We start from the raw sequence: 24,214 nt of genomic DNA on the forward strand, positions 1-24,214 counted from the left end.
AGCTACCTCGCCGGACTCCATCTCCGCGCAGCGACCATCTGGATCGGCAGTCTCCTGCAAGCCGATTGATCACAACCACAGACAGCCCCTAAGGGCCTGTCCGGAGTTGAGATCAACGCTGCTTCTGAGTGGGTGGAGCACTCGTGTGGTGAGACGTGAACTCGGCGGTGCCGAATGGGTGGTTGGTCGAGCCGTCCTGGCGATAGGGCCAGCGTGCGGATCTGCCGGGGCGACCTGTCACCCTCCTCATCATCGCCAGTGGTGGTCACCGACCGCTGCGGCTTCCGAGCCTCCGTCGGCGAAGATGACCTGACCGGTGACGAAGCGGTTGTCCGCGCTGGTCAGCCAGCAGATGAGCTCAGCGACCCATTCCGGTCGTCCCGGGAAACCGCCGAACGGTTGTGGTGCAGCGGTCTCGACAGCGGTGCGTACGGCTTCGTCGGCAAAGATCCAGGCTGCCGCGGGTGTGTCGACGACACCCGAGGCAACGACGTTGAGGGCAATGCCGGCGCCGGCCCACTCGGAGGTCGGGGCGGCCCTGCGCACCCAGCGATTCAACGCCCGCTTCGCGATTCCGTAGCCGCCAGTAGGGCCACCGAGCGAGGGGTCGGCTTCGAGACAGGCAACGGCGGCGGCCTCGTCACCGTCGAGACAGGCTTGCACTACACGCTCGTTGGCCGGTGCCAGCGATGAGGTCGACGATACGGCCACGGCTCGGGGCGCCGGGCTCTGTGCCAGCAGCGGCCGAAGACCCTCCAGCGTCGCCACGGCACCGAAATAGTTTGTTTCAAGCAAACCGGTCTTGCCGCCTCCCGCGATGGCGAGTACCGCGTCGATCGGCCCGTACTCGGTCACCTGGTCCACCAGCGACTGCCGGCCATCGGGTGTGGACAGATCGGCCTGGACCTCGGCACCATCGAGGTCGCACCCTATGACCTTGGCGTCACGCTCTCGCAGCAGCGCCGCAGTCGCGGCGCCGATACCGGATGCGGAACCGGTGACGACATACGTCCGCCCGGCGAACCCCGTGTGTGACGTCATTTCAGCCTCTCCTGCCAGTCGTCGGGCACCGCGCGACTGCCCTGACACTCCCGGTCGCCGGGCCACACCAGCACCAGAGGAACATACCGCTATGGCGGCATGTCCGGAACGGTGATCATCCGGTGGTGCCTCTTCCCGGAAACGGCCGTCCTCTGGGACGGCGGGTCGGCACACTGGCTCGGTGACTTCCTGGCCGCACCACCTCCACCGCGGAGGGCATCGCGCCCCGGGGCGCGTCGACGCCGGACACCTCGCCGTCGTTCATGCCCGCCCCCACGGGGTGTAGCCGAGCTCCAGGTGCTCCAGGCCCGACAGGCGTTGCACGGTCGCGACGAGGACCCTGGTGAACAGGCGCTGTGCTGAGTGTTCGCCGTATCGGGCAATGTGGTCGTGGACGATCTGGTGGTCGGCGGCGGCGCGGTTGCGCCAGTCCAGGAGCTGTTCGCGGGTCAGATCTTCGAGGACCAGCTCCTGGTCGTCGTCGATGCCCTCGAACTCCGACTCCTGCTCCGGCTCGGGAGCGACGGCGGCCGAGCGGGGCGCGGGCAAGACGACCGGTGCCGGCGCAACGACCGAGACGTTCTCCTCGGGCCGCGCGGCCGCGGCCGCGGCTTCGGCGCGGGCTGCGACGACCGCCTGCCAGGCTCGGACCTGTGCCCACTCCCGCTCGCGGGCCCACGCCCTGGCCATCACGTCCCGGTGCAACTGCCGCTCGGTAGCCGCCCGCCGCTCAGCCTCGGGGGCCCCGGGCATCGCAGCGTCGACGGAGGCCGCGACCGCGCAGCGCTGCGCACGACGGTCGAGCTGCCGGTCCTCGCACCGCGGGCCGTCCCGGCCCGAGCCCAGCAGCACGCCGTCGTCGCACCGCGGCTCAGCACAGTCCTGCCGACGCGGCAGCGCCCGACCCATCAGCCAACCCACCGGGTCCGCGATCGGGGCGCCCAGCCGCATCTGCTCACCCAGGCGCCGGGCGAGCCGGTCAGCAAGGACCGCCGCCCCATCGGCACGTCCCACGTGTCCCGCCACCCAGGCCAGTTCACGGCGCGCCGCAGCCTCCACCAGACGACGAGCCACCGGACGCTCCAGCCGCGCCCACACCAGGTCGACCGGAGCCAGAATGGCCCGCGGATCCTCCGGCGGCAGAGGCGCCCTCCCCCGCTGCTGCCTGCCCTGACCTGCCCTGGCTTTATCGAGCAGTTGAGTTTGGGAGGCACCAGGTCTCTTGCCGGGGCAGCGTCGAGATGCTCCTGGTGAAAGGTGCTGGTCATGCCGCAGATGTCGAAGAGCCGAGCTCGCCTTCCCTCTCGCTCAGCGGCCCATCAACCGCAGCAACCGGGCCTGCTGGGCTTCCCCGGTCAGGAGGGGAGTTCCTGGGGCTGCGAAGAAGCGGTGGGTGGTGTCGGCGGAGACGGGCGACTCCGCCAAGCCGGCGTAGATTTCGACGAGATGATCCTCGATCCAAGCGACGAGCCCCGGATCGAGTTCCTCGGGAGCGTTGATTGCCCGGGCCAGGTCCCAGGTGTGAATGGTCGCGTCCGTGGTCCGGATGGCGAGGGCCTGTTCACCAGTCACCGGGCCGAGGGGGTAGTCCAGGACCTGTTGGAGGGCGCCCGGCCTTCGGAACGCCGCGGCACATCTCCGCACCGAGCGGGTGTACGCGCCCACCGGATCGCCGCCCAGGGCGTCCTCGTCCCGGAGCCGGAGGAAGTGAGGTTGCCCCGGGTCATGTGGTTGACGAGGTGCCGGACCTCCCACTCGGTGCAGGGGGTGGCTGCCGTCCACTGTTCGGGCCGGACCGCGCACAACCTGCGGCCGAACTCGGAACTGGAGAGTAGATAGCGGTCGATGACGCCGGCGAAGCGGTAAGACATGATCCAAGCGTGCCGGGTACCGGAGGCGACGTGCCGGCGGAAATCGGCCGTCGAGCTCGTGCGGGGGAACCGACCTGGAAGTGGGACAGTCCACGCTGCAGATTGAGGAGCATGCTCGCCGGACACACGGGCGCCGCTGTGCCTGGACTTCCAGATCGGCACAATGGCTGTACTGCTTTCGTCCAGCAACACAGATCACACGGGCGCCGTTGGCGTTGGCATGAGGGTGCCGTCCATCGACCGCGGACCGGTCCCGGAACACAGCTTCCGACCAGCGCCCGCACCCCGGACAGGCCGCCCGCCCTGCGGTCGTACGGGCCTCGACCCGGATGACCGTGTCGATCACCTCGACCGATTCCGCCGACACGCCCTCGACCGAGGAAAGCAGCAGCTCGTTCAATTGCGGCAGCACTTCGTCCACGGCGAAGGACTGTCGACCACACCACCGTCCAGCCAGGCGATTTTCGGGCGAGCTTCAGTGGTCGTAGGCGGTCAGTGCGCGCATGGCCGGCTGGCCGCGCATGAACCTGGCTGCACTCATCAGGCCCCCTTGGAATCGATCATCCAGGGAACCGGGAGGTGCTCTACCGGCGGACCGCCGAGATCAGTGCGCCGGGCCGCTCCTCGTGCTGCGGCGGAGTGCTGATCGGGCGGCCGTAGGCGGCAGCGCGCTCGCGCAGGGTGTGACTGTCGGCCTCCCAGCCGTGCCCGGCCAGCCAGCCCACCGGGTCGTCGGGCATCTCCGAGACCCACATGGACGCCGCCGATCCCGGCGCGGCGTCCGCGCCGAAGCGCTCGATCACGCCGCGCGAGCCCAACGTCAGCCCCATCCGACTGCCTGCCGCCGACTGCGCGCTGATCCGGGCCAGCAGCAGCTCCACCGCGTCCTGGGGCAGATAGATCAGCAGTCCTTCGGCGATCCACACGGTCGGCACCGCCGGGTCGTGCCCTGCGGCGGCCAGCGCGCCTGGCCAGTCCTCACGCAGATCCACCGCGACGGTGATCCGCTCGCAGCGTGCGACGGCCCGCTCCTGGCGCAGCACCGAAGCCTTGAAGTCCAGTGGCGCGGCGGTGTCGACCTCGAACAGCCGGGTGCCCTCGGGCCAGTCGATCCGGAAGGCCCGGCTGTCCATGCCGGCGCCGAGCAGCACGACCTGCCGGACCCCGGACGCGGAGGCCTGCTGCAACAGGTCGTCGAGGAACTTCGTCCTGATGACGATGGAGTACGACACGGCCAGTCGGCGGCGTCGCGCGGCCTCGTCATCGGGCAGCGGCGGCGAGGAGGGCCACAGGCCGCCGGCGGTGGCGAAGGCCCGTGCCAGTGGGTCGCGGAACAGCGCGTTCTCCCGCTCGGTCTCCAGCGCCCGCACCCTGGCCACACCCACCGCCGTGGCCCACACTCCCGACGGCTGCACCCGCTCCTGCTCATCAGTCACCGCGCCAGCCTAGATGATCGATTCCAAGGGCCTGATGAGGGGAGCCAGGTTCATGCGCGACCAGCCAGCCATGCGCGCACTGACCGCCTGCGACCACTAGAACCACCATTAGGCGAAGACCAACAGTCACCCTGTGTACGCGACCACACGAAGTGGACCAGAGCCGGAACTCGTGAACAGAGCCACTTCGCGAACCACACCGACGACAACGTGCCGGACCGACCGCCGAGCACGGGCCCGATCACAAGGTCTTCGACAGAGCCCCGTTTTCCCCAAAGAAATAGTCGAGACCTGTGGATCAAGATCCTTTAGAGGGGCTTCGTCATGAACGTACTGTTCGAGTCGGGTTGGTGGTCCGCGAACGGCTCGCACCGGACGAGCCCGAACTTCTCGTACAGCTTCCTGGCGGGCAGAAAGAACTCGGCTGCGCCGGTCTCCGGGCTCAGCCGCGTGAATCCCATGCCGCTCTCCAGGCGGCGCGTACCCACCGCCGCACCTGTGCTCCCGTTCGCCAGGGAGAAGGACCTCACATCGTCCTGCCGTCTGTTCTGTCGAGCTTGTAGTCGTAGTAGTCGGTCGGTCCGGTGAGGACGGCCTGGAAGTACAGCGGTTCGCCGTCGGTATCGAGCGGTACCTCGTGTCCGGCTGTGCGGGTGAAGCCGAGTGAGAGACGGGGCACGACCCAGTAGCTGGGCTCGTCGTGCAGGACGGTGTAGCCCATGTCTTCGATCTGCCGGATCAGTTGGAGGGCCGGTGTGCGGAAGACGTCGATGCCGCGGAAGCGGACCGTGATCTCCTCGGGGCCGGGACGGGGGATCCACAGTTCGGCGTATTCGAGGGTTTTGGCGCCTTCCATGACGAAGTTGATCTCGAACTGAGGGTGCAGAGTGAGGATCCGCATGGGGTGGAAGAAGTCCGGGGCGTCCTCGTCCCGGACTTTGATCTCGCCCAGTTCCGCGGCTGCGGCTTTGACGGCTTCGGCCGGCATGCCCAGAGGGAAGCCTGTGATGCCGTTCGGCGGGTCCAGTTCGATTTCCATGGCGGTCATTGTAGGAGGCAGGTTCTGATCTTCCAGCCGTTGTCTGCCAGGTACTTCTGGAACTTACGGTTGTGTGGCAGGGAGTCGACCATCTCTTTGATGGCGGCGTCGTACTTGGTGCCGTGCTTCCTTCGGATCTCGTCGATGTCCTTCTTCATTGCCTCATCGAACTTGCCCTGTCTGATGAGGGCTTCCTGGTCTCTTCGCCACTTGTCGTTGATCTTGCCGGATCCGGTGCTGATGAAGTCGCGGTGGTCGTCGTACTCCATGCGGATGGCGGGCCCGGTGGACTCCTTGAGGTCGGTGGGAAGACCGAGGTTGAGGTAGCAGTCCTTGGCTGGCAGGTGGTTGATTTCGTAGCGGGTGTTGTCGCTTCCGTCGGTCCAGTTGGCGGGCTGGAGTTTGCCGTACCAACCGCCCATGCCCGAGGGCTGCTTTGCCAGGCCGAGGGGGTCGATCCAGTAGAGGGGGTTGGGGACGTAGGCGTGCGGGTTGGGGCCGGCTTGCACGCCGAGGGGGTCGGTGCTCAGGTAGCGGCCAGTGGCCGGGTCGTAGTAGCGGTAGAGGTTGTACTGCAGGCCCGTCTCGTCATCGTGGTACTGGCCCGGCCTTCCGAGGGGGCAGGCCCGCTGGGCACCGCGCCCGGCTCCCCATAGGTCTTCGTCAGCGGTCCAGACGACGCGCCCGTCCGTGGTCACCAGTTCGCTGGGGGTGTCGGCGAGGTCGGTAACGATGGCGAAGAAGCGCTCGTCGACCTTGCTCTGGCCGTTGTCCGCGTCCGTGGCCCATGTGCGTTCGGTTTGCGAAAGGGGCCTCCACGAGCCGGGTTCCCAGTCCCAGGTGACCGTGCGGCGGCTTCCGTCGTCGTCCGTGCTGAACTGTTCGATCAGCTTCGCGCCTTCCCAGGTGAAGACGACGGTCTCGACGGCGATGGTCTGGCCGTCGCGCTGTCCGAGGCGGCGCTTGGCGATGCGACGGCCCAGCGGGTCGTAGTCGTACACCCACGATCCGCGGCTGGGGGTGTCGACCCTGACCAGCCGGTCCTCTGGGCCCCACCGGTAGCGCCACTCACTACGTTTCCCGGAGAGGGTGCGCACCAGCATGCGCACCAGGCGGCCTTGGTCGTCGTAGTCGTAGGAGGTGCGTCCCGCGGTGCGCAGGAGCGATCCGGTGTAGGCGCGCTCGCCGGCGGTTGCGGCGTGGGGTTCGTGGGTGTCCCGGGCCTGTGTGATGTTGCCCAGGGCATCGTAGGCGTAGGTTTCGGTCCAGTTGTCTGCCGTGACGCGGGTGATGCGGCCGGCGGGTGTGAGGTCGAATCGGCGGCGTCCGCGGCGGCGGTCGGTGACGGCGCTGGGCAGGCCGTCGGGGCGGTAGGCGTAGGTCCGTTCCTGGATGCTGGTGTATGCCTGGCTGGCGGACTGCGTGCTGCGGTCGAGGGCCCAAAGGGATTGGGCGCTCAGGCGGTGACAGGCGTCCCAGGTCTGGGTGAGGGCCGCGCCGCTGCCGAGGAAACGGGTGGTTTCCTGTCCGGCCAGGTCGTAGGCGAAGGCCAGGGAGCCGAGCGTGCCGGTGAGGTTGGTGGGTTGGTTGTTGGCGTCGTAGGACCAGTTCGAGGTGATGCCGGTGGGGGTGGTGCGGCTGGTGCGGCGGCCGAGCTGGTCGTAGGTGTAGGTGGTGGAGCGGCCGTTGACGGTCTCGGCCAGGACGCGGCCGCGTTTGTCGTAGTCGTAGTGCAGGGCGATGCCGCGGCTTGCGATCTGCTTGAGCAGGCCGTGCGTGTCATAGGTGAGGGTGGTTGTCGAGCCGTCGGAGTTGCGGCGCTCGATGAGCTGTCCGAGGACGTCGTAGGTGAAAGTGGTGGTGTTTCCGGCTGTGTCGGTGGTTTCCAGGAGTTGGTCGGCGCCGTCGAGGCGGTAGGTGAGGCTGTGGCCGTTGAAGTCTGATTCGCCGACGAGGTGTCCGGCTGCGTCGTAGCGGTAGTTCCAGGTGGCGCCGTTGGTGCTGACCGAGAGGAGCCGTTGTTCGGTGTCGTAGGTGAACCGCTGTTCTTCGCCGTCGGGAAGGGTGCGTCCGGTCAGTCGGCCGAAGGGGCCGATGGTGAAGCGGGTGAGTGCGCCGACTTGGTCGCACTGCTCGGTGACGTTGCCTTCGGGGTCGTAGGTCCAGGTCTCGATGGTGCCGTCGGGGTGGCGGCGTTCGGTGATCTCGCCTTCGGTGCGCCGGGTGAGGCAGGTGGTGGCTCCAAGCGGGTCGGTGAAAGCGATGGTGCGGCCGAAGGCGTCGTAGGTGACGCGGGCGGTGTTGCCCAGGGCGTCGGTGACGGCGGTGATCAGGCCGGCCGGGTTGGTCTGGAGGTGTCGGCTGTGGCCGAGGGGGTCGGTGACCGTGGTCAGGCGGCCCTGGGTGTCGTACTGGCGGTGTGTGCGGGCGCCGGTCGCATCGGTGGTGGTCAGGAGGTTGCCGTTGTGGTCGTAGGTGAACGCTGCGATCTGCTCGCCGCTCTGTCTGATGGCTGCGATCTGGCGTAGTTCGGTGTAGTCGAGTTCGACGGTGCCGCCGGCCGGGTCGGTGATGCGGACCGGGTCCCCGTGGTGGTTGAGGTCGAAGCCGGTGGTCCGGTTGATCTCGTCGGTGCGGGAGATGACGCGGCCGAGGCTGTCGTATCCGGTGTGAGTGGCCTGCCCGAGCGGGTCGACGGTGGTGATGACGCGGTGCTGGTCGTCGTAGTGGTATTCGGTGGGGTGGCCAAGGCTGTCGGTGACAGTGGTTATTCGCCGGACGGTGTCGTAGTGGAACTGAGTGGAGAGTTCGCCGTCTTCTCCGATGCCACGGATGACCCGGCCGCTTTCGTCGTAGACGTAGGTGTAGGTCTGGCCGGTGCGGTCGATCCAGGCCGTGATGTGGTCGGCGTCGTCGTACTCGTACTCGTAGGGCAGGCCGGAGGAGTTGACGATCCCGGCCAGGCGGCCGTCCGGGTAGTACTCGTAGCCGACGATCGCGATGCCAGGGCCGGTGCGTGCGCCGTCCAGGAGCCGCAGGCCCTCGATGCGCAGGCCCGCCGAGGTGGGAATCGTGTCGACAGCGATCCGGTAGCCGCCGCTGTGGCGCACCTCCGTCGGCATCCCTGTCTCGTCGCGGACGAAGGTGATGCGGTGGCCGTTGCGGTCGGTGATCTCGGATATCGCGCGGGTGTTGCGCTCCGGGCCGGCGGCTGTTCCCGATACGGCGAAGTGGCGGGTCCACCCGCGGTCGGGGTCCTCGATGCGAACGGTGTCTGTGTGCTGATCCCAGGTCAGCGGCCAGCGTGCGCCGGTCTCGGGGTGGACCTGCTCTCCCTCGTGGGCGGGTAGGGGGTAGTGCAGGATCTGTGCGTCGTCGCCGGCGTAGTGAATGCCTTTGGTGTCGATCTCGATGCGCTGGTCGATGGTGGACGACCAGCCCGGACCGTGAAGGCGTCCTCCGGTGTATCCGGACGCGTATGCGCGGCGCAGGACCAGAGGCAGGAGGCCGGGGAGTTCCAGGTCACGGGCATTGGTGATCATCTGGCCGGAGACCACATCGACCGGGTCGCCGGCAGTGTGGCAGCCGATGTTGCCGTGCGAAGGCTGGCCACTCCTGCTCGGGCCAGCGAGGGACGGATCCCTCTTGCCCGGCCGACCGGCCCCCTTGCCCGCGGAGTTGAGGGACGTATGCGGAGCCTTCGGGTCGTGCTTGCCGCCCTTGAGGAGCTTGTCGAGTTCCGCGGCGTGTTTGGCGTCGTTCTCGGCGTGGTTGGTGGCGACCTTCTTCAGCCGGTCACCTGCACCGTGGTACAGGTCCTGGACGGCCTTGCTCGCGTCCTTGGCAATGGTCTTGCCCAGCTTCTCCGCGCCGTGCTCCAGCGCCTTGACGATCCGGTTGCTCACTCGAAGCTCACCCCCGCAGCCTTCGACTCGAATTCAGCGGCGTGCGACGCCACGGTCTGCGCATGCCCACGCAGCGTTTCGGCGCGCTTGTGCAACTCCTCCGGATGGATGGAGAAGCTCTCCCCCGCGCCGCCCCCTCCCCCGCCACCGGCGGAGACGCCGAGTGCGGACTCGGCGGCCTGGAAGACCATGCCGCTCACCGCCTTACCGACCACCTCCACCAACGGATTGATCGCCGCCTCGATGACCTGCCCGATGATGTACTGCTCCAACTGATCCTCAAGGAACTTGATGAGCTTCTTGCCGGCCGCGATGACCAGCGCCTCGGCCGCCTCCGCGATCCCCAACGTGGCCACGGCAGCGGCCTGATCGGCCACGAACGTGATGGCCAAGACGATCAGTTCACCGATCGCCTCCACCTTCATCGCCACAATCGTGTCCGCCGCAACATCCAACGCGGTGGCCACCGTGTGACAGGCATTGACCAGCTCCGTCATGTGCCCGTTGGACAGCTGACCCCACTTCGCCAGCAACGCCTCGTACGACGCCCCCTGATACACCTCGGCCAACTGGTGGATCGTCGAGGTGGAGTCCTTGTGGGTGTCGTCCAGCTTCTGCGCGAAATCCCTTACATGGGATGCGAATTCACGGACCTTGTCCTCATTGACGCTCGGCCAGTTCACCCCGATGAACTGAAGGAACGACACCACCTCATCAGGCAGCTCAATAGCCATAGTGATCCCCCCTCAGCACTACCGACGCAACGGCCCATCAGATGAGGGCCAAGGGCGCACAAAGGGTCGGCAAAGTCACACCTTGGATGCCGTCAGCGATATGCCCAGAAACAGGCAATCGCTGCCCTGGTACTCCTTCAGCCGACGGCAGTGGAGCGCGAGCATGTGACCGCACCTCAACTTGGCATGTCAGCACGTGATTCTCCGGCATCTACGCGACGCATGCCGAAGCCGTTGCCTTACGGATGCGATCGGCAGGTTTCCGCTGGTCAGGCATGGTTCCGGTGCCGATGCGGGAGGGATCGTGCGTCAGTTCGTCCCCGGCAATGGGGAGTTGATCGGTGGCATCGGTGATGGGGTTGGTCGGCTCGCACCCAACTCCGCCTCGCCTGGACACTGGCCACTGACCTCCGCCGCCCCTGGGAAAAGCCCGCTGAGTCCGGCCGACTCACCCCATCACTTGTGGCGCACCCCGGAGACCTCATCGTGAGGTGCGATGCGCAAGCTCAGAGTCGAATACCGCAATTCCTGCCCGATGCCGGGCAGGAATGTGGACGCCTCACGGCTCCCGACCTAGGGTGATCGCTCATGATCACCCCAGACGCAATAGGTACTTTCGCCCTGATGGTGGGACTTCTCACGCTTACTCCCGGGCTGGATACCGCCCTCATCCTGCGCACCGCGGCGCTCGGGCACCGCCGTCGTGCCTGGGGTGTGGTCCTCGGCATCCAGAGCGGCACGCTGGTCTGGGGCGTGCTCACCTCGCTCGGTGTGACTGCACTGCTGACCGCGTCTCACCTCGCCTACGAGGCTCTTCGTTGGGCCGGGGCCGCGTACCTGGTGTGGATGGGCGGCAGACTGCTGTGGGCCACCCGGCGCCACTCATCGAGCCAGGGCCCGCCGACAGTGGAGGCCCTGGGCGAGGGCGAGTTCAGGACGGGTGCCGGCGACACTCTGCTCGGCGGCTGGCGGCAAGGGTTCGTGGCCAATCTCCTCAATCCGAAGATGGGCGCCTTCTATGTCGCGGTGCTCCCGCAGTTCATCCCCGCCGGCGCCTCGTCCCTGGCTGCGGGCATGCTCCTGGCTGGTGTCCACATCCTCCTGGCCGTCATCTGGGCCTGCACGCTGATCGCCTTCGCACACGTGCTCCGAGACCGCTTGCAACGGCCCTCGGCCCGCCGCTACCTCGACCGCATCACCGGGACGGTCATCGCCGCCTTCGGTATCCGGCTCGCGCTCGGACAGTGAGGCGCCAGTCGACGCAGCCGCAAGGCCGCCGGCAGCCGCCGAACGCGCGATCCGCGCTTCATCCAAAGCGAAAGGACATCTGCATGCGCTCGCTCCCCACCAACACCGAAGCCGTGGTCTTCGACTGCGACGGCCTGCTGGTCGACACCGAAGCCTGCTGGACCGTTGCGGAAACGGCCATCTTCGCGGCACACGGCCATCCCTTCGGTCCCGAACAGAAAGCCCTGGTCATCGGCCGCACCCTGGAGGCCGCCGGAGAGGCCATGGCCCAGTACCTCGGGCGCCCCGGTGCCGGTGCCGAACTCGCCGCCGAACTCCTCGAAAGAGTCCGCAAAGAGCTTTCCCGAGGCTCCGCAGCCCTCCCCGGGGCGGCGGAACTGGTGCGCGCCTGCCGGGCGGCCGTACCCATCGCCGTAGCCAGCAACAGTCCAAGGGAACTGCTGGACGCGGCACTGCGGTCGGCCGGCCTCACCGACTACTTCACCCACACGTTCGCCGCCGACGAAGTGCGCTCCCCCAAGCCCGCACCAGAGCTCTACCTCACGGCATGCGAGAAACTCGGTGCGGCCCCGCAGCGTTCCGTCGCATTCGAGGACTCGGCCACAGGCATTGCCTCGGCGCGTGCTGCCGGGCTCTACGTCGCAGTAGTACCGTCCCTTTCAGGAGCCGACCTCGACCACGACTGGCTGGGCACCAGCCTGGCCGAACGCGAACTGCTGGACTGGGCCGGGCAACTGGGAGACGGCACGGTCCGCTGACCCACTCGTGTTGATGCGAGTTGACAGATGCTGCTCACTCCGCGCCGTTGGGGTGGACCGAGACGATGAGGGACACAACAACCCGCTCGCACAACCCGCTCACACAACCTGCCAGACACCGCGTAGGGCGCCGTCCATGCCCGGCCTCTTTCCGGGGCCCTGGCCCCGCCATGGGTTCCTGGCCCCGCCATGGCTTTCAGCCCCGCCACGGGCCCTGTGGAACGGGCCTGTTTGGTAGTCCGCTACAAGCGCGGGGTGCGCGCCTCGATCCGGTGGTCGAAGGCGGCGCCGCCGACGCCGACCGTGGTCACCCCGCCGTCGACGGTGAGGACGGCCCCGTTGACGTAGGACGCGGCGGGCGACAGCAGCCAGTCGATCGCCTCGGCGACCTCCTGCGGATCACCCGGCCGCCCGGCGGGAGTCAGACGGTTCGCCTCCTGGTATGCCGCCTCGGCGCCGCCCGCCAGCCCCGCCTCCGCCGCGAACCGCTTCAAAGCCGGCTGATCGACCCGCGCGGCAACCGCTTCGGTCTCTTCTCCATGCCCATCACAGACCCGACGGGGGCCGGCGTCTGACGGGGCATCCGACGAACACCGAGGGCCGGCCGCGCGGCCGGCCCCGGGGGACGCGACACAACGAAGCGGCCCGCCGGATGCGGGGCGGGTCGACACCCGGGTGACAAAGGAGAGAACCACATGCGGATCGCGTTGTTGGGGACGAACTTCGGGCAGGCGCACGCGGCGGTCTACGCCGCGCGCCAGGACGTGGAGGTGGTGATGTTCGGGCGGGACCCGGCCCGCACCGCCGAGATCGCCGGACGGTTCGGGCACGTCGCCTCCACCGACCTCGACTCCGCCTTCGCGGGCGACGACTTCGACCTGGTGGACATCTGCCTGCCCATCGCCCTTCACGCGCAGACCGCGGTACGGGCCCTGGAGGCCGGTCGGCACGTCCTGGTGGAACTTCCGCTGGCCGGCGACCTCGACGACGCCCGGCGGGTGATCGCCGCCCGGGACCGCGCAGACCGGCAAGTCTTCGTGGACATGTTCGAGCGGTTCATCCCGGCGAACCGCGTCCTCTTCGAGACCGTGCGGGACGGGGCGTACGGGCGGCTGGAGCAGCTGACGCTCCACAACCGGACCGCGCACCTGTGGCCGGGCGCCTCCCTCGGGCTGCGGGCCCTGCCCCTGGAAGCACTTCACAGTGACCTGGACATCATCACCCGGTTGTTGGGGACGCCCACCGACGTCGCCGTGCGGGCCCTGGCCCGGGACGCCGACAGCGCGACCGTCGAGGTCTCCCTCGCCTTCGAGGACACGGCCCTGGCACGGACCGAGGTCTCCTCGCTGATGCCGATGAGCTGGGGCGCCCGGGGCGGCTGGACCGCCACCTTCACCCACGGGGTCTTGGACTCCACCGGCACGATGGGCTTCGACGGCAAGCCCACCGGCACCCTTACCGCCCACACCCCCGACGGGGCCCGGGAACTGACCCTGCCTCCGGCCGACCAGTACACGGCGTTGATCGAACACGTCCTGGCCTGCCTGCGCGGCCAGGAGACCAACGAGATCCCGCCCGAGTCCACCCTGGACGCCCTCGCCCTCACCCTCGACGTCCACCACCGCGTCAACGGCCCCCGATGACATCAGGGATGGTCACCCCTCACCGCTACCACCCGCTTCGCGGTTGAAGAGGAGGCTGTAGTCGTTTCGGTTCGGTGACGGGGCGGGACCGGCTTGGTGAGAGCCGTACGTTGTATCGACATGAGACCCCGTATCGCCGTGATCGGCAGCGGCCCCGCCGGCCTTGCCTTCGCCCGCGTCCTGCACCGTCAGGGGCGCCCTGTCACCGTCCTCGAACGCGATCCCGCCCGCGACGCCCGTCCCGCGGGCGGCACGCTGGACCTGCACGAGGGGCTGGGTCAACTGGCGCTGGAGAAGGCGGGGGTGCTGGCGGAGTTCCAGGCGCTGTCCCGTCCCGAGGGGCAGGCCATGCGCATCCTGGACGCGGACGGGACCGTCCTTCGCGACTGGCAACCTCGTCCGGGTGACCGGGCCAATCCCGAGATCGACCGCGGGCAACTCCGTGACCTGTTGCTCGGGCCGCTGGACGTTCAGTGGGGGCGGGACGTGACGGAGGTAGTGCCGAAGAGCCGGGATGGCGTGCTGGTCCGTTTCGCGGACGGGCGACAGGAGACGTTCGACCTCGTGATCGGCGCGGACGGTGCCTGGTCCCGGGTCCGCCCGGCGGTCTCGTCCGTGACGCCGCAGTACACCGGCGTCACCTTGGTCGAGACCTCCCTGGACGACGTCGACACCCGCCACCCCGACCTCGCCCGGCTGGTCGGCGACGGTTCCGTGGCTGTGTACGGCGTGAACCGCGCGCTCGTCGCCCAGCGCAACAGCGGCGGCCACGTCAAGGTATACGCCCAGTTCCGCGTGGAGCTGGACTGGCACATGAACCCGGACCGGCATATGGGCCTGAACCAGCGTGCGGGCCTGGGCCTGGCCGACGTCGAGGCCGTGCGATCAAGCCTGCTGGCTCTGTTCGACGGCTGGGCCGCTCCCGTCCTCGACCTCCTCCGCCACGGCACGGCTTTCGTCCACCGCCCCCTCTACGCCCTTCCCGTGTCCCACACCTGGGCCCACGTCCCCGGGGTGACGCTACTGGGCGACGCCGCCCACCTGATGCCCCCGTTGGGGGCGGGCGCGAACCTCGCGATGCTGGAAGGCGCCGAACTCGCCGAGTCCGTCGCCGCCGCCTCCGGCCCCGGAGATCTGGACGAGGCCGTCCGCGCCTTCGAGGAACAGATGTGGGCACGGGCCGGCAGGTGGGCGAACATCACGATGACTGGTCTGCAACGCCTCGTGAGCCCGGACCCCTCCAAAGCCCTCGCCCTCTTCGACGAGGTCCAACCTTCCTGACAGCCAAGCGCGAGAGCATGGCCCGGTCCGCAGAGCTGCCCGAGCGGTTGGCGCGATGGATCCTGCCGGAGCGGCGCCGTACCGTCATGCGCTGGTGCGACTGGGCCGACGCCGTGCCGGCGTTCCCCGGCCCGGCCGTGCTGGTCCACGGCGACCTGCGTGGCGACAACCAGGTGTGGGATCAGGACGAACTCCGGCTGGTGGTGGACTTCGAGACCGTCGGGGTCGCCGAGCCGGAATATGACCTGCGCGCTATTCCTGGTCCCGGGATGGACCCGGGTGTGGAGTTGTTGACCGCCGTCATGCGTCAGTACCAGCAGATCGCCGGACGGCAGCTCTCCCCCGAGCGGTTGATGGCCTGGCATCTGCGCAACGCCTCAACGACGCGCTGTGGCGCAACGAGGCCGGTATCCCCCTGGCGGATCATCGGACACCATCAGAGTGGGTGGACGATCTGGCCGCCCGCTTCGCCGCGCTCGGCATCGACCCTGAAGTCCACACCGCAAGTAACCAGCCGGACATGACGCCGTGCCGACGTCCGGTCCTGCCCTGCCCCTTGACCCGGCAGGGGGCGGACCATGCAGCCGGGGTAAGAGTGAGCGTTCCCGTGACCGGTTCGGTGTTCGCGTGCGGGCATGCGTCGAGGCCGCCGGCGAGGGCCTGCGGTCCTGGTCGCGGGTTGCCGGAGCGCAACCCGCGTGGACAAGTCCCCGGGTGTGTGAGCATGCTCGATCGCGCCGTGCGGCCGATGAGCTTTCCCGGGCCCCGGTCGGGCGGGCGGGCGGATCAGCGCAGTCCGGCGAAGAGATCGTTCTCGGGTACGGCCGCGCCGGTGGCGTCCTGGACACGTACGAAGGTCTCCACGCCCATCAACTCGCCGAACCTCTCCTTGCCCATCTTGAGGAAGAAGATGCCCTCGCCCTGACTGGCGTGCGCGGCCAGCGCGTCGAACTTCTGACCGCTGAACGCGGTGGTGTCCACCCACGTGGTGATTTCATCGTCGGGGAGGCCGATCTCGGCCATCGCGGCGGCCTCGGCAGGATCCGGCTCCGGCATGTCCTCATGAAACTCGCGCACGATCTCACCGAACCGCTGCATCATCGAGCGGGGCATCGTCGTCCAGTACACCTTCGGTGTCAGCGCGGTCAGCTTCAGCGCCGCCATCGTGATGCGGTGGGCCTGGATGTGGTCGGGGTGGCCGTAGAAGCCGTTCTCGTCGTAGGTGACGACCACATCGGGTCGGTAGTGCCGTATGAGCTCCGCGAGTCGGGCGGCGCCTTCCTCCACGGGGGTCTGCCAGAAAGATCCGGGGGCGTCGTTGCTCGGCCAGCCCATCATCCCGGAGTCGGCATAGTCCAACATCTCCAGAGCGCTGACTTTCAGGACGTCGCAGCTCGCCTTGAGTTCCTGACGGCGCATCAAGGCGACGGCCGCCGGATCGTGCCCGGGATCGCCCGGCTTGACACCCCCCGGTCCGTCACCGCAACCGCCGTCGGTACACGTCACGAGAACCGTGCGGATGCCCTCCGCCGCGTACCGCGCGAGGACTCCTCCGGTTCCGGTGGCCTCGTCGTCGGGGTGGGCGTGCACCGCCATGAGCGTCAAAGGCCGGTCAGTCATAAAACAGTCCTCCTACAGAAATACGTCTCGGTCCGAGTGCGCGGCGGGCGTGCCACGATCCCGGGGCCCGGTCCTATCGGCGCGGACGACCTGCGGTCTCCGTGTTCCCCGCCCGTGCGGCACCGGTCCCTCGGTCGATGCAACAGCGCCGGCCCGGCCGACTGTTCCCGGCAGGCACCTCGGATCACGAGGCGGTCGGCGGCGCCGGACACCTCCAGCCCCGCCCCGGCCGACTGGCCGACAGTGGGCCGAACGCGGCGGAAGACACAAGGCCCCCGACCGTGAGCCCAGACCCCGAAGGCGGGCGACCTCTACCTGACCACACGCTGCCGACGAGCGCCTCCGCCGGGTCGTGGCCAAGGCGAACGTCGCCTGACACCAGGCCGGCCTGATCAGCTCCCCAGGACCACAGGTCCTGCGAGCACGCCCACGATGTCAGGCCATGCCTTCGCGCCGAGGTCGGCGTCGGCCTCGGCAGTACCGCCGTAGCGGAACCGGTGGGAAGGAGCGGCCGGCCCTTCCCCTGGCAACCGCGGGCGATGCCCGGCGTCGGCCGTGCTGATGACCTTGGCAGTGCGGCCCGCCGAAGCGCGGCGTGACGCCAACTCCTGCGCGAACACCAACGACGGCCACATTTCATCGTCACCACCCGCCACGAGCAGAATCTCAGCAGCGGACCGCTCGATCGGGATCACGGCCTGCCTCGCCGCCTCGTCAAAGGTCTGCCGACTCCGCTCGTAGTGCGTTCGGTAGGCAGTGGGCTCCCCTTCCGCTTCCGTGGGAGCCCAACTGTCGTCGTAGGAGACGAACGGGACAGGCTCCTCCATCCACGTCCACGACGAGCGATAGGGGTAGGTCCTCCCGTCGGAACCGGGGCCGACGTTCGCCCAGACAACGGAGGTGGGCGACAACGCAACCACCGCATCGACACGCGGATCGTGGATGGCGAGGAGCAGGGCGGCTTCGGCACCCTTGGACACCCCAAGCACACCTGTCCTCTCCGCCCCCTTGGCCCGCAGCAGATCGATCGCGGTGCTGAAGGTCTCCAGTGGAATCTCGCAGATTCCCGCGGGTTGCCCTTCGCCGCCAAACCATCGGATCGACAGCGCAGTCATCCCGGTGCGCGCGAGCAGGCGGCAACGCTCGGTTTCGATGCGGCCGCTCGAACCAGCCAGCACCAGCACGCCCACCGCGCTGCCCCCGACGGGCTCCACCATCACACCCTCGCAGTGCGCATTGATCGCGTGCTCGATGATCTCCACTGGACCCCCTCATGGTGGGCTGGTATCGGAGATCATCCCAGGAGTGATCAGCCCGGCCTCATAAGGGCAAAGGTTGGCTGATGCGGCACTGGTTCGCATCGATCCGCTGGAGACGGCGATCCTCAGGGACGACCTCCTCGTTGTCACACAGGCCATCGCCGAATTCCATCGCCGCTTCCCGATGCAGGCACCGCTACGAGACACCAGCCGCACATGGCTCAGTACCACCATCGAGTCCACAGCCAGAAACCTTGGGTGGCGCCGGTCCATCGCCGCCCTGGCCCGCGAGCACGGCGTCAGCCGGGGCGCCATCCGCACGGCCGTCGCCGGCCTCATGCCTGAGCACACCGCCGCCGGCCGCGAGGACGCCCCGGCCCCGGAGCTGTCGGCCACCCTCGACATGCCGGGCAAGATCGCCGACTTCCTCCGCACGGCCGAACTGGAGTCCGCCGAGCGGGCCGCGCTCGACCACGGCGTGACGGTACGGCGCGGCCAGGGCTACACCCTCCGCGTCAGCACCACCCCAGCGGTCCACCGCCAGTTCCTCGCCCGCTGCCACCCCCTCGACGGCGTCCAAGGTGTCCCGGCGGTCCCGGCACGGCGCAAGGCCCGCCGCGAGTACGAGAACTGAGTCAGCGCCCGCACGAGTACGGCCGAGCCGTGATCAGCGGCTTGGCGTTGACCGCTTTACCAGCGCCAAGTCCGCTGCACAGTCCTATCGTTGGCTGATGCGCGCACATCCTGTTGATCGCCCAGCCGACCTCGACGTGGTCCGTGAGTCCTATGACCGCGTGGCCGACAACTACGCCCACATGGTGGTGACCACGGGAGTCGGCGACATCCGTCGCCATCCCTGGCTCAAGGCATCAGTCGACGCCTTCGCCGACACCGTGAGCGAGCTCGGGCCCGTCCTCGACGTCGGCTGCGGACCCGGAACGGTGACCGCCTACCTCGCCGAACGCGGACTCGACGTGTCCGGGGTCGATCTCTCTCCCCGCATGATCGAGAACGCGCGCCGTCTTCATCCGCACTGCCGCTTCAGTGTCGCCTCCGCCACCGACCTCGACCTTGGCGAAGCGTCCCTTGGCGGGGTGCTCGGGTGGTGGTCGCTGTTCAATCTCCCCCGTGACGTCCTTCCTCAGGTTCTCGCCCTGTTCGCGCGCGCGTTGAAGCCGGGTGGGCACTTCATCACCGCGACACACGTCGGCGACGAGGACGCAGTGCGCACCGAGGCATACGGGGGCGTACCCGTTCGTTGGACGACACACAAGTGGCGGCCGGAACAACTCGTCGATCTGATCGAGCAGGCCGGCCTGCATCCGGTCGCCGAACTCCGACTCCCTCCGGAGGAGTACAGCGGGCCGGGTGTGGTCGTCATGGCCAGGCGTCCCGGCTGACGATCGGGCGTCGGAAGCGGCACAGGGTCTCCTGCCGGGGCCCACCTGACGCCTACCGCTGCTTTCGGTTCGGATACTCCCTCAGGGCCAGACCCACGCCGCGATCGCCAGTCACGTCGCTGACCGCTCCGCGAAGCGACCGGCCCGCCAGCGCACCAGCACACCAGCACCGTCCTGGTGCCCGTCCCCACGACGGCATGCTGAATCACCTACCGGCCGAACCGAACCCCCAAGCCAGCCTGTCCTCAACTCAATTGCTCCCGAAGCCGTAAGAAATGATCACGGCTTCGGAACGGTTCCTGATCGACGGTATCGGCCGCGTCCCCGGTGGCCCGTCGGTGCGCTTGTCGTTCTCCTGCGGGGCGGTGAGCTCGATCGGCCCCGTCCGAGGTGGTGACCGTCCACGGCCGACGGCAGCCGTTTCGGCCCATCAGCCGACGACCCGCCTCGTCGCGCTCGCCGAGGACTCGGGCGGCTCTGCCGGGAGGATGCAGTCGAAGCGGAGTATGACCCGTGCCCTGCCCTCGTGGGGGGCAGGGCACGGCCGCCGGGCGTGTTCAGGTACGTCCGGCCGGCGCTGTCACTGCCTCTCCTCGGAGGCTGATGGCGCGGTGTCCACCTTGGGAAACCTGGTGAGCAGAACGGTCAGCCCGCCCAGGAGCCCGATGGCGCCCGCCACCCAATATGCCGCGTGGAAACCTGACAGCTGATCGGCTGGATTTGTGGCACCGCCGCTGACACCGGTCGAAACAGCAACCAAGATCGCCAAACCGACGCTGTTGCCGATCTGCTGCGCGGTCACATTGACCGCACCAGCGACTCCGTGCTGGTGGAGCGGCAGGCCCTCCAGCGTGGCGGCCGTCATCGCGCCGAAACCCAAACCCTGGCCGGTGCTCATGACCACGATGCCGGGGAGCATGTGCACCCAGTACGAGCCGTCCTCAGGTGTGCCCACCCACAGAGTGACGCCGCCTCCGATGAGAAGCAGGCTGGCAGCCATCAGGGGCTTGTAAGCCGCTGGCGACATCAGGCGTCCGGCGATCTGCGAGCTGATGATCACGACTACGCCCACGGGCAGGACGGCCAGTGCAGACTCGAACGGCGAGTAACCGAGTATCCCTTGCGCGTACAGCGGCGAGAAGAACAGCAGCCCACCGGCACCGGTGTAGAAGACAGCGCCGGTCAGGGAGGCGGCCCTCACCGGGCGGCTGCGGAAGATACTCATCGCGAGCAGCGGCTCCGTACGCCCCTTCTCCCACACGACGAAGCCCGCCAGCCCGATCACGGCCAACACCAGTGAGATCAGGACCTGTGCGGACCCCCAGCCGACTTCGCTGCCCTCGCTCACGCCGTAAACGACAAGTCCTATACCCAGGGTGACCAGGATCGCGCCCGGGATGTCCAGGGGGCGCGGCTGGCGCCGGCCCGCAGGAAGCAGCGCCCGGACCCCTGCCAGGATCAGAACTCCGGCAAGGACACTGACGGCGAACACCGAGCGCCAGCCAAGGAAGTCGGTGAGGGCCCCGCCCGCGACCAGCCCGGCGCTGAAGCTGGACGCGCCGGTCGCCGCATAGACCGCCAGCGCCCGGTTCCGCTGCGGTCCTTCAGGAAAGATCTGGCTGAGCAGAGCAAGCGACGCAGGGCCGGACAGTGCTGCACCGATCCCCTGCAGTGCACGAGCCGCGATCAGCACCCCAACGGTCGGAGCGAGCGCGGCGCCCAGCGAGGCCGCGGCGAAGAGCGCGATGCCCACTGCGAAGATCTTCCTGCGGCCCAGGACGTCCGCGACCCTGCCCCCGAACAGGAGGAACCCGGCAAAGGCAATGGCATAGGCGGTCATCGTCCACTGCAGCGTGGAGCCGTCGATGTTGTACTCATCACCGATGGAGGGCAACGCGGCATTGATGACCGCGACTCCACTGGTGTCCAGAGCCAGCGCTCCGGCAAGGAGAACGAGCGCCCGCCGGCGTCGGCCTGCGGGCACGCCGGTATCCGGCGCTCCCGTTCCTGGTTCCGTGTCAAGACGTGTCACTTCGTACTCCAATGGTTGTTCAGGGCCTGTCGGATTCATAGGTGCTCAGGGTTGTGACGCGAACTCGATCGATCCTCATGCCGTGTCGTCGGGCGAGGCGGGCCTGGGAGGGGGCCATCGGGACGTTGGCCCAGACGCAGTTGTCCATATGACCTCGGTCTTGGTGGCGAACACGGCTTGACTCGTTGTCACTTGGGTGCTCCCGACGGATTCGGGGCCGGCTGCCTGGTCGTGTGATCAACGGTGTCGCCGGTTCGCCGTAGGCGTCAGGACGGCATGACCGGTGTGCCCAGGCCGAAGGCGAGCGTGAAGACGGTGACGAGCTGGCCTGCCGCCGGCTCGCTCACCCGCAGGTCGGCGGCGATCTCGGGGTGCGCCCCGGCGATGACCATGTCGTGTCGGTTCCGGCGTCGAAGGCGGCCCGGGGTCAGTGGCAGGACACGCCTGATCGGCGCGGCACCGTAGGTTCCGGCCCGCGTTTCGGTGGCGGCCGTCAGTCCGTGCCCTCCACGGGGCGGCGGGTGACGGTCTCGTCGATGTGCTTCGCGAGCCGGCCGCGCAGCTCCTGGAGCGCGGCGATCCGGTCGTCCAGCGCGGTGAGCCGGTCGGTGGCCCGCCGCAACTCATCAGCGCAGTAAGGGCTTTCGCGCAGCGGCACGTCCAGGCAACCGTTGACCAGCGCGGGGCGGACTTCGTCCAGGGTGAGGCCGGCGTCGAGGGCGTCCTTGATGTTCGCGGCCCGTACGGCGTCCAGCTCGCCGTACACGCGGTAGCCGTTCTCGGCGCGGAGGGGCGCCAGGAGGCCCTGCTGCTCGTAGTAGCGCAGGGACCGGGCGCTGACGCCGGTCAGGTTCGCCAGCTCTCCGATCCGCATCTCGATCTCCTTCAACATGGTTCGGACACTAGAACCCTGACACGGGCGTCAAGGTCAAGCGTCCGAGGCGGCCGATACCGTCGATCAGGAACCGTCCGAAGCCGTGATCCACGGCACCGTGACCATGGCGACGGGGATACCAGCAGGTCCGCACGTTCCACTGCTGTCGACAGGTCGACCGTGCACCGAACCCGGCGGGCGCCGCCCGTGTCATCTGGTCCGCGATCACGGTGGGATCATTGCCCGGTGGCCGAAGACGTGGTGACCTCTGTCAAGGATCCGCGGGTTGCTCAGGCGCGCGCACTGCAGACCCGCACTCAGCGCATCGCCGCCGGGCTATGCGTTCTTGAGGGCTGTTCCCTGATCGAACAGGTTCGTGCGGCCGGAGCCCGACTCGATGTGGTGCTGCGCGCGCAAGGGGCCGATACGGCGGAGGACGACGAGCTCGCCGCGCGGCTGCACCGGGCGGCGGTTGCCGTCCACCGTGTCCGCGACGGGGTCTTGCGGCAGGTGGCCGGCGCCTCCCGCACGGTCTCCTGGCTGGCTGTCGCACCGCTGCCCGCCGCGGTCGACCCGCACCTTCCCTGGGGCGAGTTCGCGCTGGTCTGCGACGGCGTGGCCGACCCGGGCAATCTGGGCACCATCGTGCGCAGCGCCCGCGCCCTCGGGGTGGACGATGTCGTGCTGACGGATCTCGACACCGACCTCAGCTCGCGACGGGTGCTCGACGCCTCGCGCGGTTCGGTCCTGGGTGCCCGTGTCCGGCGCTTCTCCTCGCCCCGGCACATGGTGGTGGGCCTGCGCGAGGCCGGGTTTCAGATCGTGGCCACCAGCCCGCGGGGCAGCCAGGTGCAGGGACTCGCGCCACTGGACGGCCGCCCCGTTGCGCTCGTCGTCGGCGGCGAGACGGCCGGCGTCAGCGAGGAGATCATGGACGCCGCCGACCTGCTGGTCGCCATTCCCATGGCCGGGCAAGTGGAATCGCTCAACGTCGGGGTGGCGGCCGGGATCTCGATGTACGAACTGCGAACCAGGATGGTGCTCGCCATGCTCACCGAACGCATCCGCGGCAGCCTCGGCCGCGATATCTCGCTCACCGGCCGGCTGATCAGGGACGCCTTCGACCACGCCATGCGCGAGGCGGCCGGCCTCTCCTCCGCCCAGCTCATCGCCGTGATGGTGATCGCCGCCGAGAAGCGGACTCCGGCCACGGAACTCCGCCGCGACCTGGGCGTGGGATCCGAAGAACTGGACGCCCTGATCGCCCCGTTGACAGAACGCGGCTGGCTCACCCCGGACGGGGACGGCTACACCTGCACCCCGGCAGGCGAACAGGCTCTGGCCGCCCTCTGGCCGATCCACCAGCAGATCGAACAGAGCCTCCTCGCTGACCTCTCCGTGGACGAACGCACCATGCTCCGGCAGCTGCTGGGTCGGGTTCAGCACAACGCCACCGCACTACTCGGGCAGCGGTGAGCGTAACCACTCTCTGACGAAGTCTGGAAGCGGTCCGCCCACCAGCCCGCCGACGGCATCGTCCGCGAAATCACCGACGGCATCGGCACTACCGGAGTACGGCCCGGGATCTTCGGTGAAATCGGCGTTGCCGCCCACCGATCGGCAGCGGGATCGGATCGGGTTCATGTTCGGGCGTCCCCCTTCGGTGGTGCGGTGGATCGCGTTGGACTAACGGCTTGAGTCTGCGGGATCTGTCCCAACTGCCGCAAAATATGGATGACTTGGGACACTCGAACGCAAAAACCGCCTTCGACCAGGAGAAGCACGCGATGCCTGGAACGCTGGAACGGGACGCCGCGCTCCAGCCGGCGGCACCATCACCGGGGTCGACGGCACGACACAAGGCACGGCCATTCAGACCAATCGCGATGTCTATCCGTCCATGTTGCGCACCACCCACGCGTCGTGGGTACGGGCCTGCATCGTCAGCGAGACGAATTCCACCCCCACCCGGTAGCTACGGGATGGGGCACCAAGCTGCCTCCGAGCAAGCACGAAGGACCTCAAGATGCCGGGATCGAAGTGAAGCCTCCCGCATCGGCACCGGGCCGGGGT

23 protein-coding genes and 2 pseudogenes are annotated in these 24,214 nt (G+C 68.4%); 9 read left to right on the top strand and 16 right to left on the bottom strand.

The window, feature by feature from the left end; all coding sequences use genetic code 11:
* Positions 1-249: 249 nt before the first annotated feature.
* The 9 genes from ACFVT2_RS39830 to ACFVT2_RS39870 all read right to left on the bottom strand — a co-directional run bounded on the left by ACFVT2_RS39830 (position 250) and on the right by ACFVT2_RS39870 (position 10,026).
* Entirely contained in the window at positions 250-1,041 is a 792-nt protein-coding gene (locus ACFVT2_RS39830; protein ID WP_390026416.1) for an SDR family oxidoreductase, read from the bottom strand.
* A 261-nt stretch (positions 1,042-1,302) separates the two neighbouring features.
* The gene (locus ACFVT2_RS39835) at positions 1,303-2,115 is read right to left on the bottom strand and encodes a hypothetical protein (protein ID WP_390026418.1); all 813 of its coding nucleotides are present in this window, start codon (positions 2,113-2,115) and stop codon (positions 1,303-1,305) included.
* A gap of 234 nt (positions 2,116-2,349) precedes the next feature.
* On the bottom strand, positions 2,350-2,685 hold the full coding sequence (locus ACFVT2_RS39840; RefSeq protein ID WP_390026477.1) for a hypothetical protein: 336 nt from the start codon (positions 2,683-2,685) through the stop codon (positions 2,350-2,352).
* A complete protein-coding gene (locus ACFVT2_RS39845; protein WP_390026420.1) occupies positions 2,610-2,912 on the bottom strand; it encodes a maleylpyruvate isomerase N-terminal domain-containing protein in 303 nt (100 codons plus the stop codon). Before ACFVT2_RS39845 ends, ACFVT2_RS39840 begins: the two co-directional genes overlap by 76 nt.
* A gap of 584 nt (positions 2,913-3,496) precedes the next feature.
* Positions 3,497-4,312, bottom strand: a complete 816-nt coding sequence (locus tag ACFVT2_RS39850; protein ID WP_390026472.1) for a class I SAM-dependent methyltransferase — start codon at positions 4,310-4,312, stop codon at positions 3,497-3,499.
* A gap of 344 nt (positions 4,313-4,656) precedes the next feature.
* Positions 4,657-4,836: a hypothetical protein gene (locus tag ACFVT2_RS39855; protein ID WP_390026422.1), complete on the bottom strand. Its 180-nt coding sequence runs from the start codon at positions 4,834-4,836 to the stop codon at positions 4,657-4,659.
* Between the two features lie 38 nt (positions 4,837-4,874).
* Positions 4,875-5,387: a hypothetical protein gene (locus ACFVT2_RS39860; RefSeq protein WP_390026424.1), complete on the bottom strand. Its 513-nt coding sequence runs from the start codon at positions 5,385-5,387 to the stop codon at positions 4,875-4,877.
* 5 nt (positions 5,388-5,392) lie between these two features.
* The gene (locus ACFVT2_RS39865; RefSeq protein WP_390026425.1) at positions 5,393-9,292 is read right to left on the bottom strand and encodes an RHS repeat-associated core domain-containing protein; all 3,900 of its coding nucleotides are present in this window, start codon (positions 9,290-9,292) and stop codon (positions 5,393-5,395) included.
* On the bottom strand, positions 9,289-10,026 hold the full coding sequence (locus ACFVT2_RS39870) for a WXG100 family type VII secretion target (RefSeq protein ID WP_390026427.1): 738 nt from the start codon (positions 10,024-10,026) through the stop codon (positions 9,289-9,291). Before ACFVT2_RS39870 ends, ACFVT2_RS39865 begins: the two co-directional genes overlap by 4 nt.
* Positions 10,027-10,650: 624 nt before the next feature.
* Here ACFVT2_RS39870 and ACFVT2_RS39875 point away from each other — a divergent pair.
* A complete protein-coding gene (locus ACFVT2_RS39875; RefSeq protein ID WP_390026429.1) occupies positions 10,651-11,274 on the top strand; it encodes a LysE family translocator in 624 nt (207 codons plus the stop codon).
* A gap of 83 nt (positions 11,275-11,357) precedes the next feature.
* Positions 11,358-12,032 (top strand): HAD family hydrolase, encoded by a 675-nt coding sequence (locus ACFVT2_RS39880; protein WP_390026431.1) that lies wholly within the window; start codon positions 11,358-11,360, stop codon positions 12,030-12,032.
* 242 nt (positions 12,033-12,274) lie between these two features.
* Here the strand turns inward: ACFVT2_RS39880 and ACFVT2_RS39885 are convergent.
* A pseudogene (locus tag ACFVT2_RS39885) lies at positions 12,275-12,526 on the bottom strand (SDR family oxidoreductase); the annotation flags it as partial.
* A 201-nt stretch (positions 12,527-12,727) separates the two neighbouring features.
* On the opposite strand from ACFVT2_RS39885, the gene ACFVT2_RS39890 reads away from it, so the two are divergent.
* The 3 genes from ACFVT2_RS39890 to ACFVT2_RS39900 all read left to right on the top strand — a co-directional run bounded on the left by ACFVT2_RS39890 (position 12,728) and on the right by ACFVT2_RS39900 (position 15,480).
* Complete coding sequence (locus ACFVT2_RS39890; RefSeq protein WP_390026433.1) at positions 12,728-13,675, top strand: Gfo/Idh/MocA family protein; 948 nt, start codon at positions 12,728-12,730, stop codon at positions 13,673-13,675.
* Between the two features lie 120 nt (positions 13,676-13,795).
* Positions 13,796-14,956, top strand: a complete 1,161-nt coding sequence (locus ACFVT2_RS39895; protein WP_390026436.1) for an FAD-dependent oxidoreductase — start codon at positions 13,796-13,798, stop codon at positions 14,954-14,956.
* The gene (locus ACFVT2_RS39900; RefSeq protein ID WP_390026439.1) at positions 14,863-15,480 is read left to right on the top strand and encodes a phosphotransferase family protein; all 618 of its coding nucleotides are present in this window, start codon (positions 14,863-14,865) and stop codon (positions 15,478-15,480) included. The genes ACFVT2_RS39895 and ACFVT2_RS39900 overlap by 94 nt, the downstream gene beginning before the upstream one ends.
* Before the next feature lie 262 nt (positions 15,481-15,742).
* On the opposite strand, the gene ACFVT2_RS39905 is transcribed toward ACFVT2_RS39900, so the two are convergent.
* Positions 15,743-16,576 carry a PIG-L family deacetylase gene (locus ACFVT2_RS39905; protein WP_390026441.1) on the bottom strand — a complete coding sequence of 278 codons (834 nt, stop codon included), beginning with the start codon at positions 16,574-16,576 and terminating at the stop codon, positions 15,743-15,745.
* A 223-nt stretch (positions 16,577-16,799) separates the two neighbouring features.
* On the opposite strand from ACFVT2_RS39905, the pseudogene ACFVT2_RS39910 reads away from it, so the two are divergent.
* Positions 16,800-16,892: pseudogene (locus ACFVT2_RS39910) on the top strand (transposase); the annotation flags it as partial.
* Between the two features lie 76 nt (positions 16,893-16,968).
* Here ACFVT2_RS39910 and ACFVT2_RS39915 read toward each other — a convergent pair.
* Positions 16,969-17,838 carry an acyl-CoA thioester hydrolase/BAAT C-terminal domain-containing protein gene (locus tag ACFVT2_RS39915; RefSeq protein ID WP_390026444.1) on the bottom strand — a complete coding sequence of 290 codons (870 nt, stop codon included), beginning with the start codon at positions 17,836-17,838 and terminating at the stop codon, positions 16,969-16,971.
* 73 nt (positions 17,839-17,911) lie between these two features.
* On the opposite strand from ACFVT2_RS39915, the gene ACFVT2_RS39920 reads away from it, so the two are divergent.
* A complete protein-coding gene (locus ACFVT2_RS39920) occupies positions 17,912-18,469 on the top strand; it encodes a hypothetical protein (RefSeq protein WP_390026445.1) in 558 nt (185 codons plus the stop codon).
* A gap of 97 nt (positions 18,470-18,566) precedes the next feature.
* Positions 18,567-19,235, top strand: a complete 669-nt coding sequence (locus tag ACFVT2_RS39925) for a class I SAM-dependent DNA methyltransferase (protein ID WP_390026448.1) — start codon at positions 18,567-18,569, stop codon at positions 19,233-19,235.
* Between the two features lie 580 nt (positions 19,236-19,815).
* On the opposite strand, the gene ACFVT2_RS39930 is transcribed toward ACFVT2_RS39925, so the two are convergent.
* From ACFVT2_RS39930 to ACFVT2_RS39940, 3 genes are all read right to left on the bottom strand, one after another.
* The gene (locus tag ACFVT2_RS39930; protein ID WP_390026451.1) at positions 19,816-21,267 is read right to left on the bottom strand and encodes an MFS transporter; all 1,452 of its coding nucleotides are present in this window, start codon (positions 21,265-21,267) and stop codon (positions 19,816-19,818) included.
* A gap of 266 nt (positions 21,268-21,533) precedes the next feature.
* Positions 21,534-21,659 carry a hypothetical protein gene (locus ACFVT2_RS39935; RefSeq protein WP_390026453.1) on the bottom strand — a complete coding sequence of 42 codons (126 nt, stop codon included), beginning with the start codon at positions 21,657-21,659 and terminating at the stop codon, positions 21,534-21,536.
* A 101-nt stretch (positions 21,660-21,760) separates the two neighbouring features.
* Entirely contained in the window at positions 21,761-22,159 is a 399-nt protein-coding gene (locus ACFVT2_RS39940) for a MerR family transcriptional regulator (protein WP_390026455.1), read from the bottom strand.
* A gap of 228 nt (positions 22,160-22,387) precedes the next feature.
* On the opposite strand from ACFVT2_RS39940, the gene ACFVT2_RS39945 reads away from it, so the two are divergent.
* Positions 22,388-23,617, top strand: a complete 1,230-nt coding sequence (locus ACFVT2_RS39945; RefSeq protein WP_390026457.1) for a TrmH family RNA methyltransferase — start codon at positions 22,388-22,390, stop codon at positions 23,615-23,617.
* On the opposite strand, the gene ACFVT2_RS39950 is transcribed toward ACFVT2_RS39945, so the two are convergent.
* Positions 23,600-23,785 carry a hypothetical protein gene (locus ACFVT2_RS39950; protein ID WP_390026459.1) on the bottom strand — a complete coding sequence of 62 codons (186 nt, stop codon included), beginning with the start codon at positions 23,783-23,785 and terminating at the stop codon, positions 23,600-23,602. The two genes, ACFVT2_RS39945 and ACFVT2_RS39950, sit on opposite strands and share 18 nt — an antisense overlap.
* Positions 23,786-24,214: the final 429 nt, after the last annotated feature.

Source organism: Streptomyces sp. NPDC058000, assembly GCF_042886435.1.
In the GTDB taxonomy this organism is placed as follows: domain Bacteria; phylum Actinomycetota; class Actinomycetes; order Streptomycetales; family Streptomycetaceae; genus Streptomyces.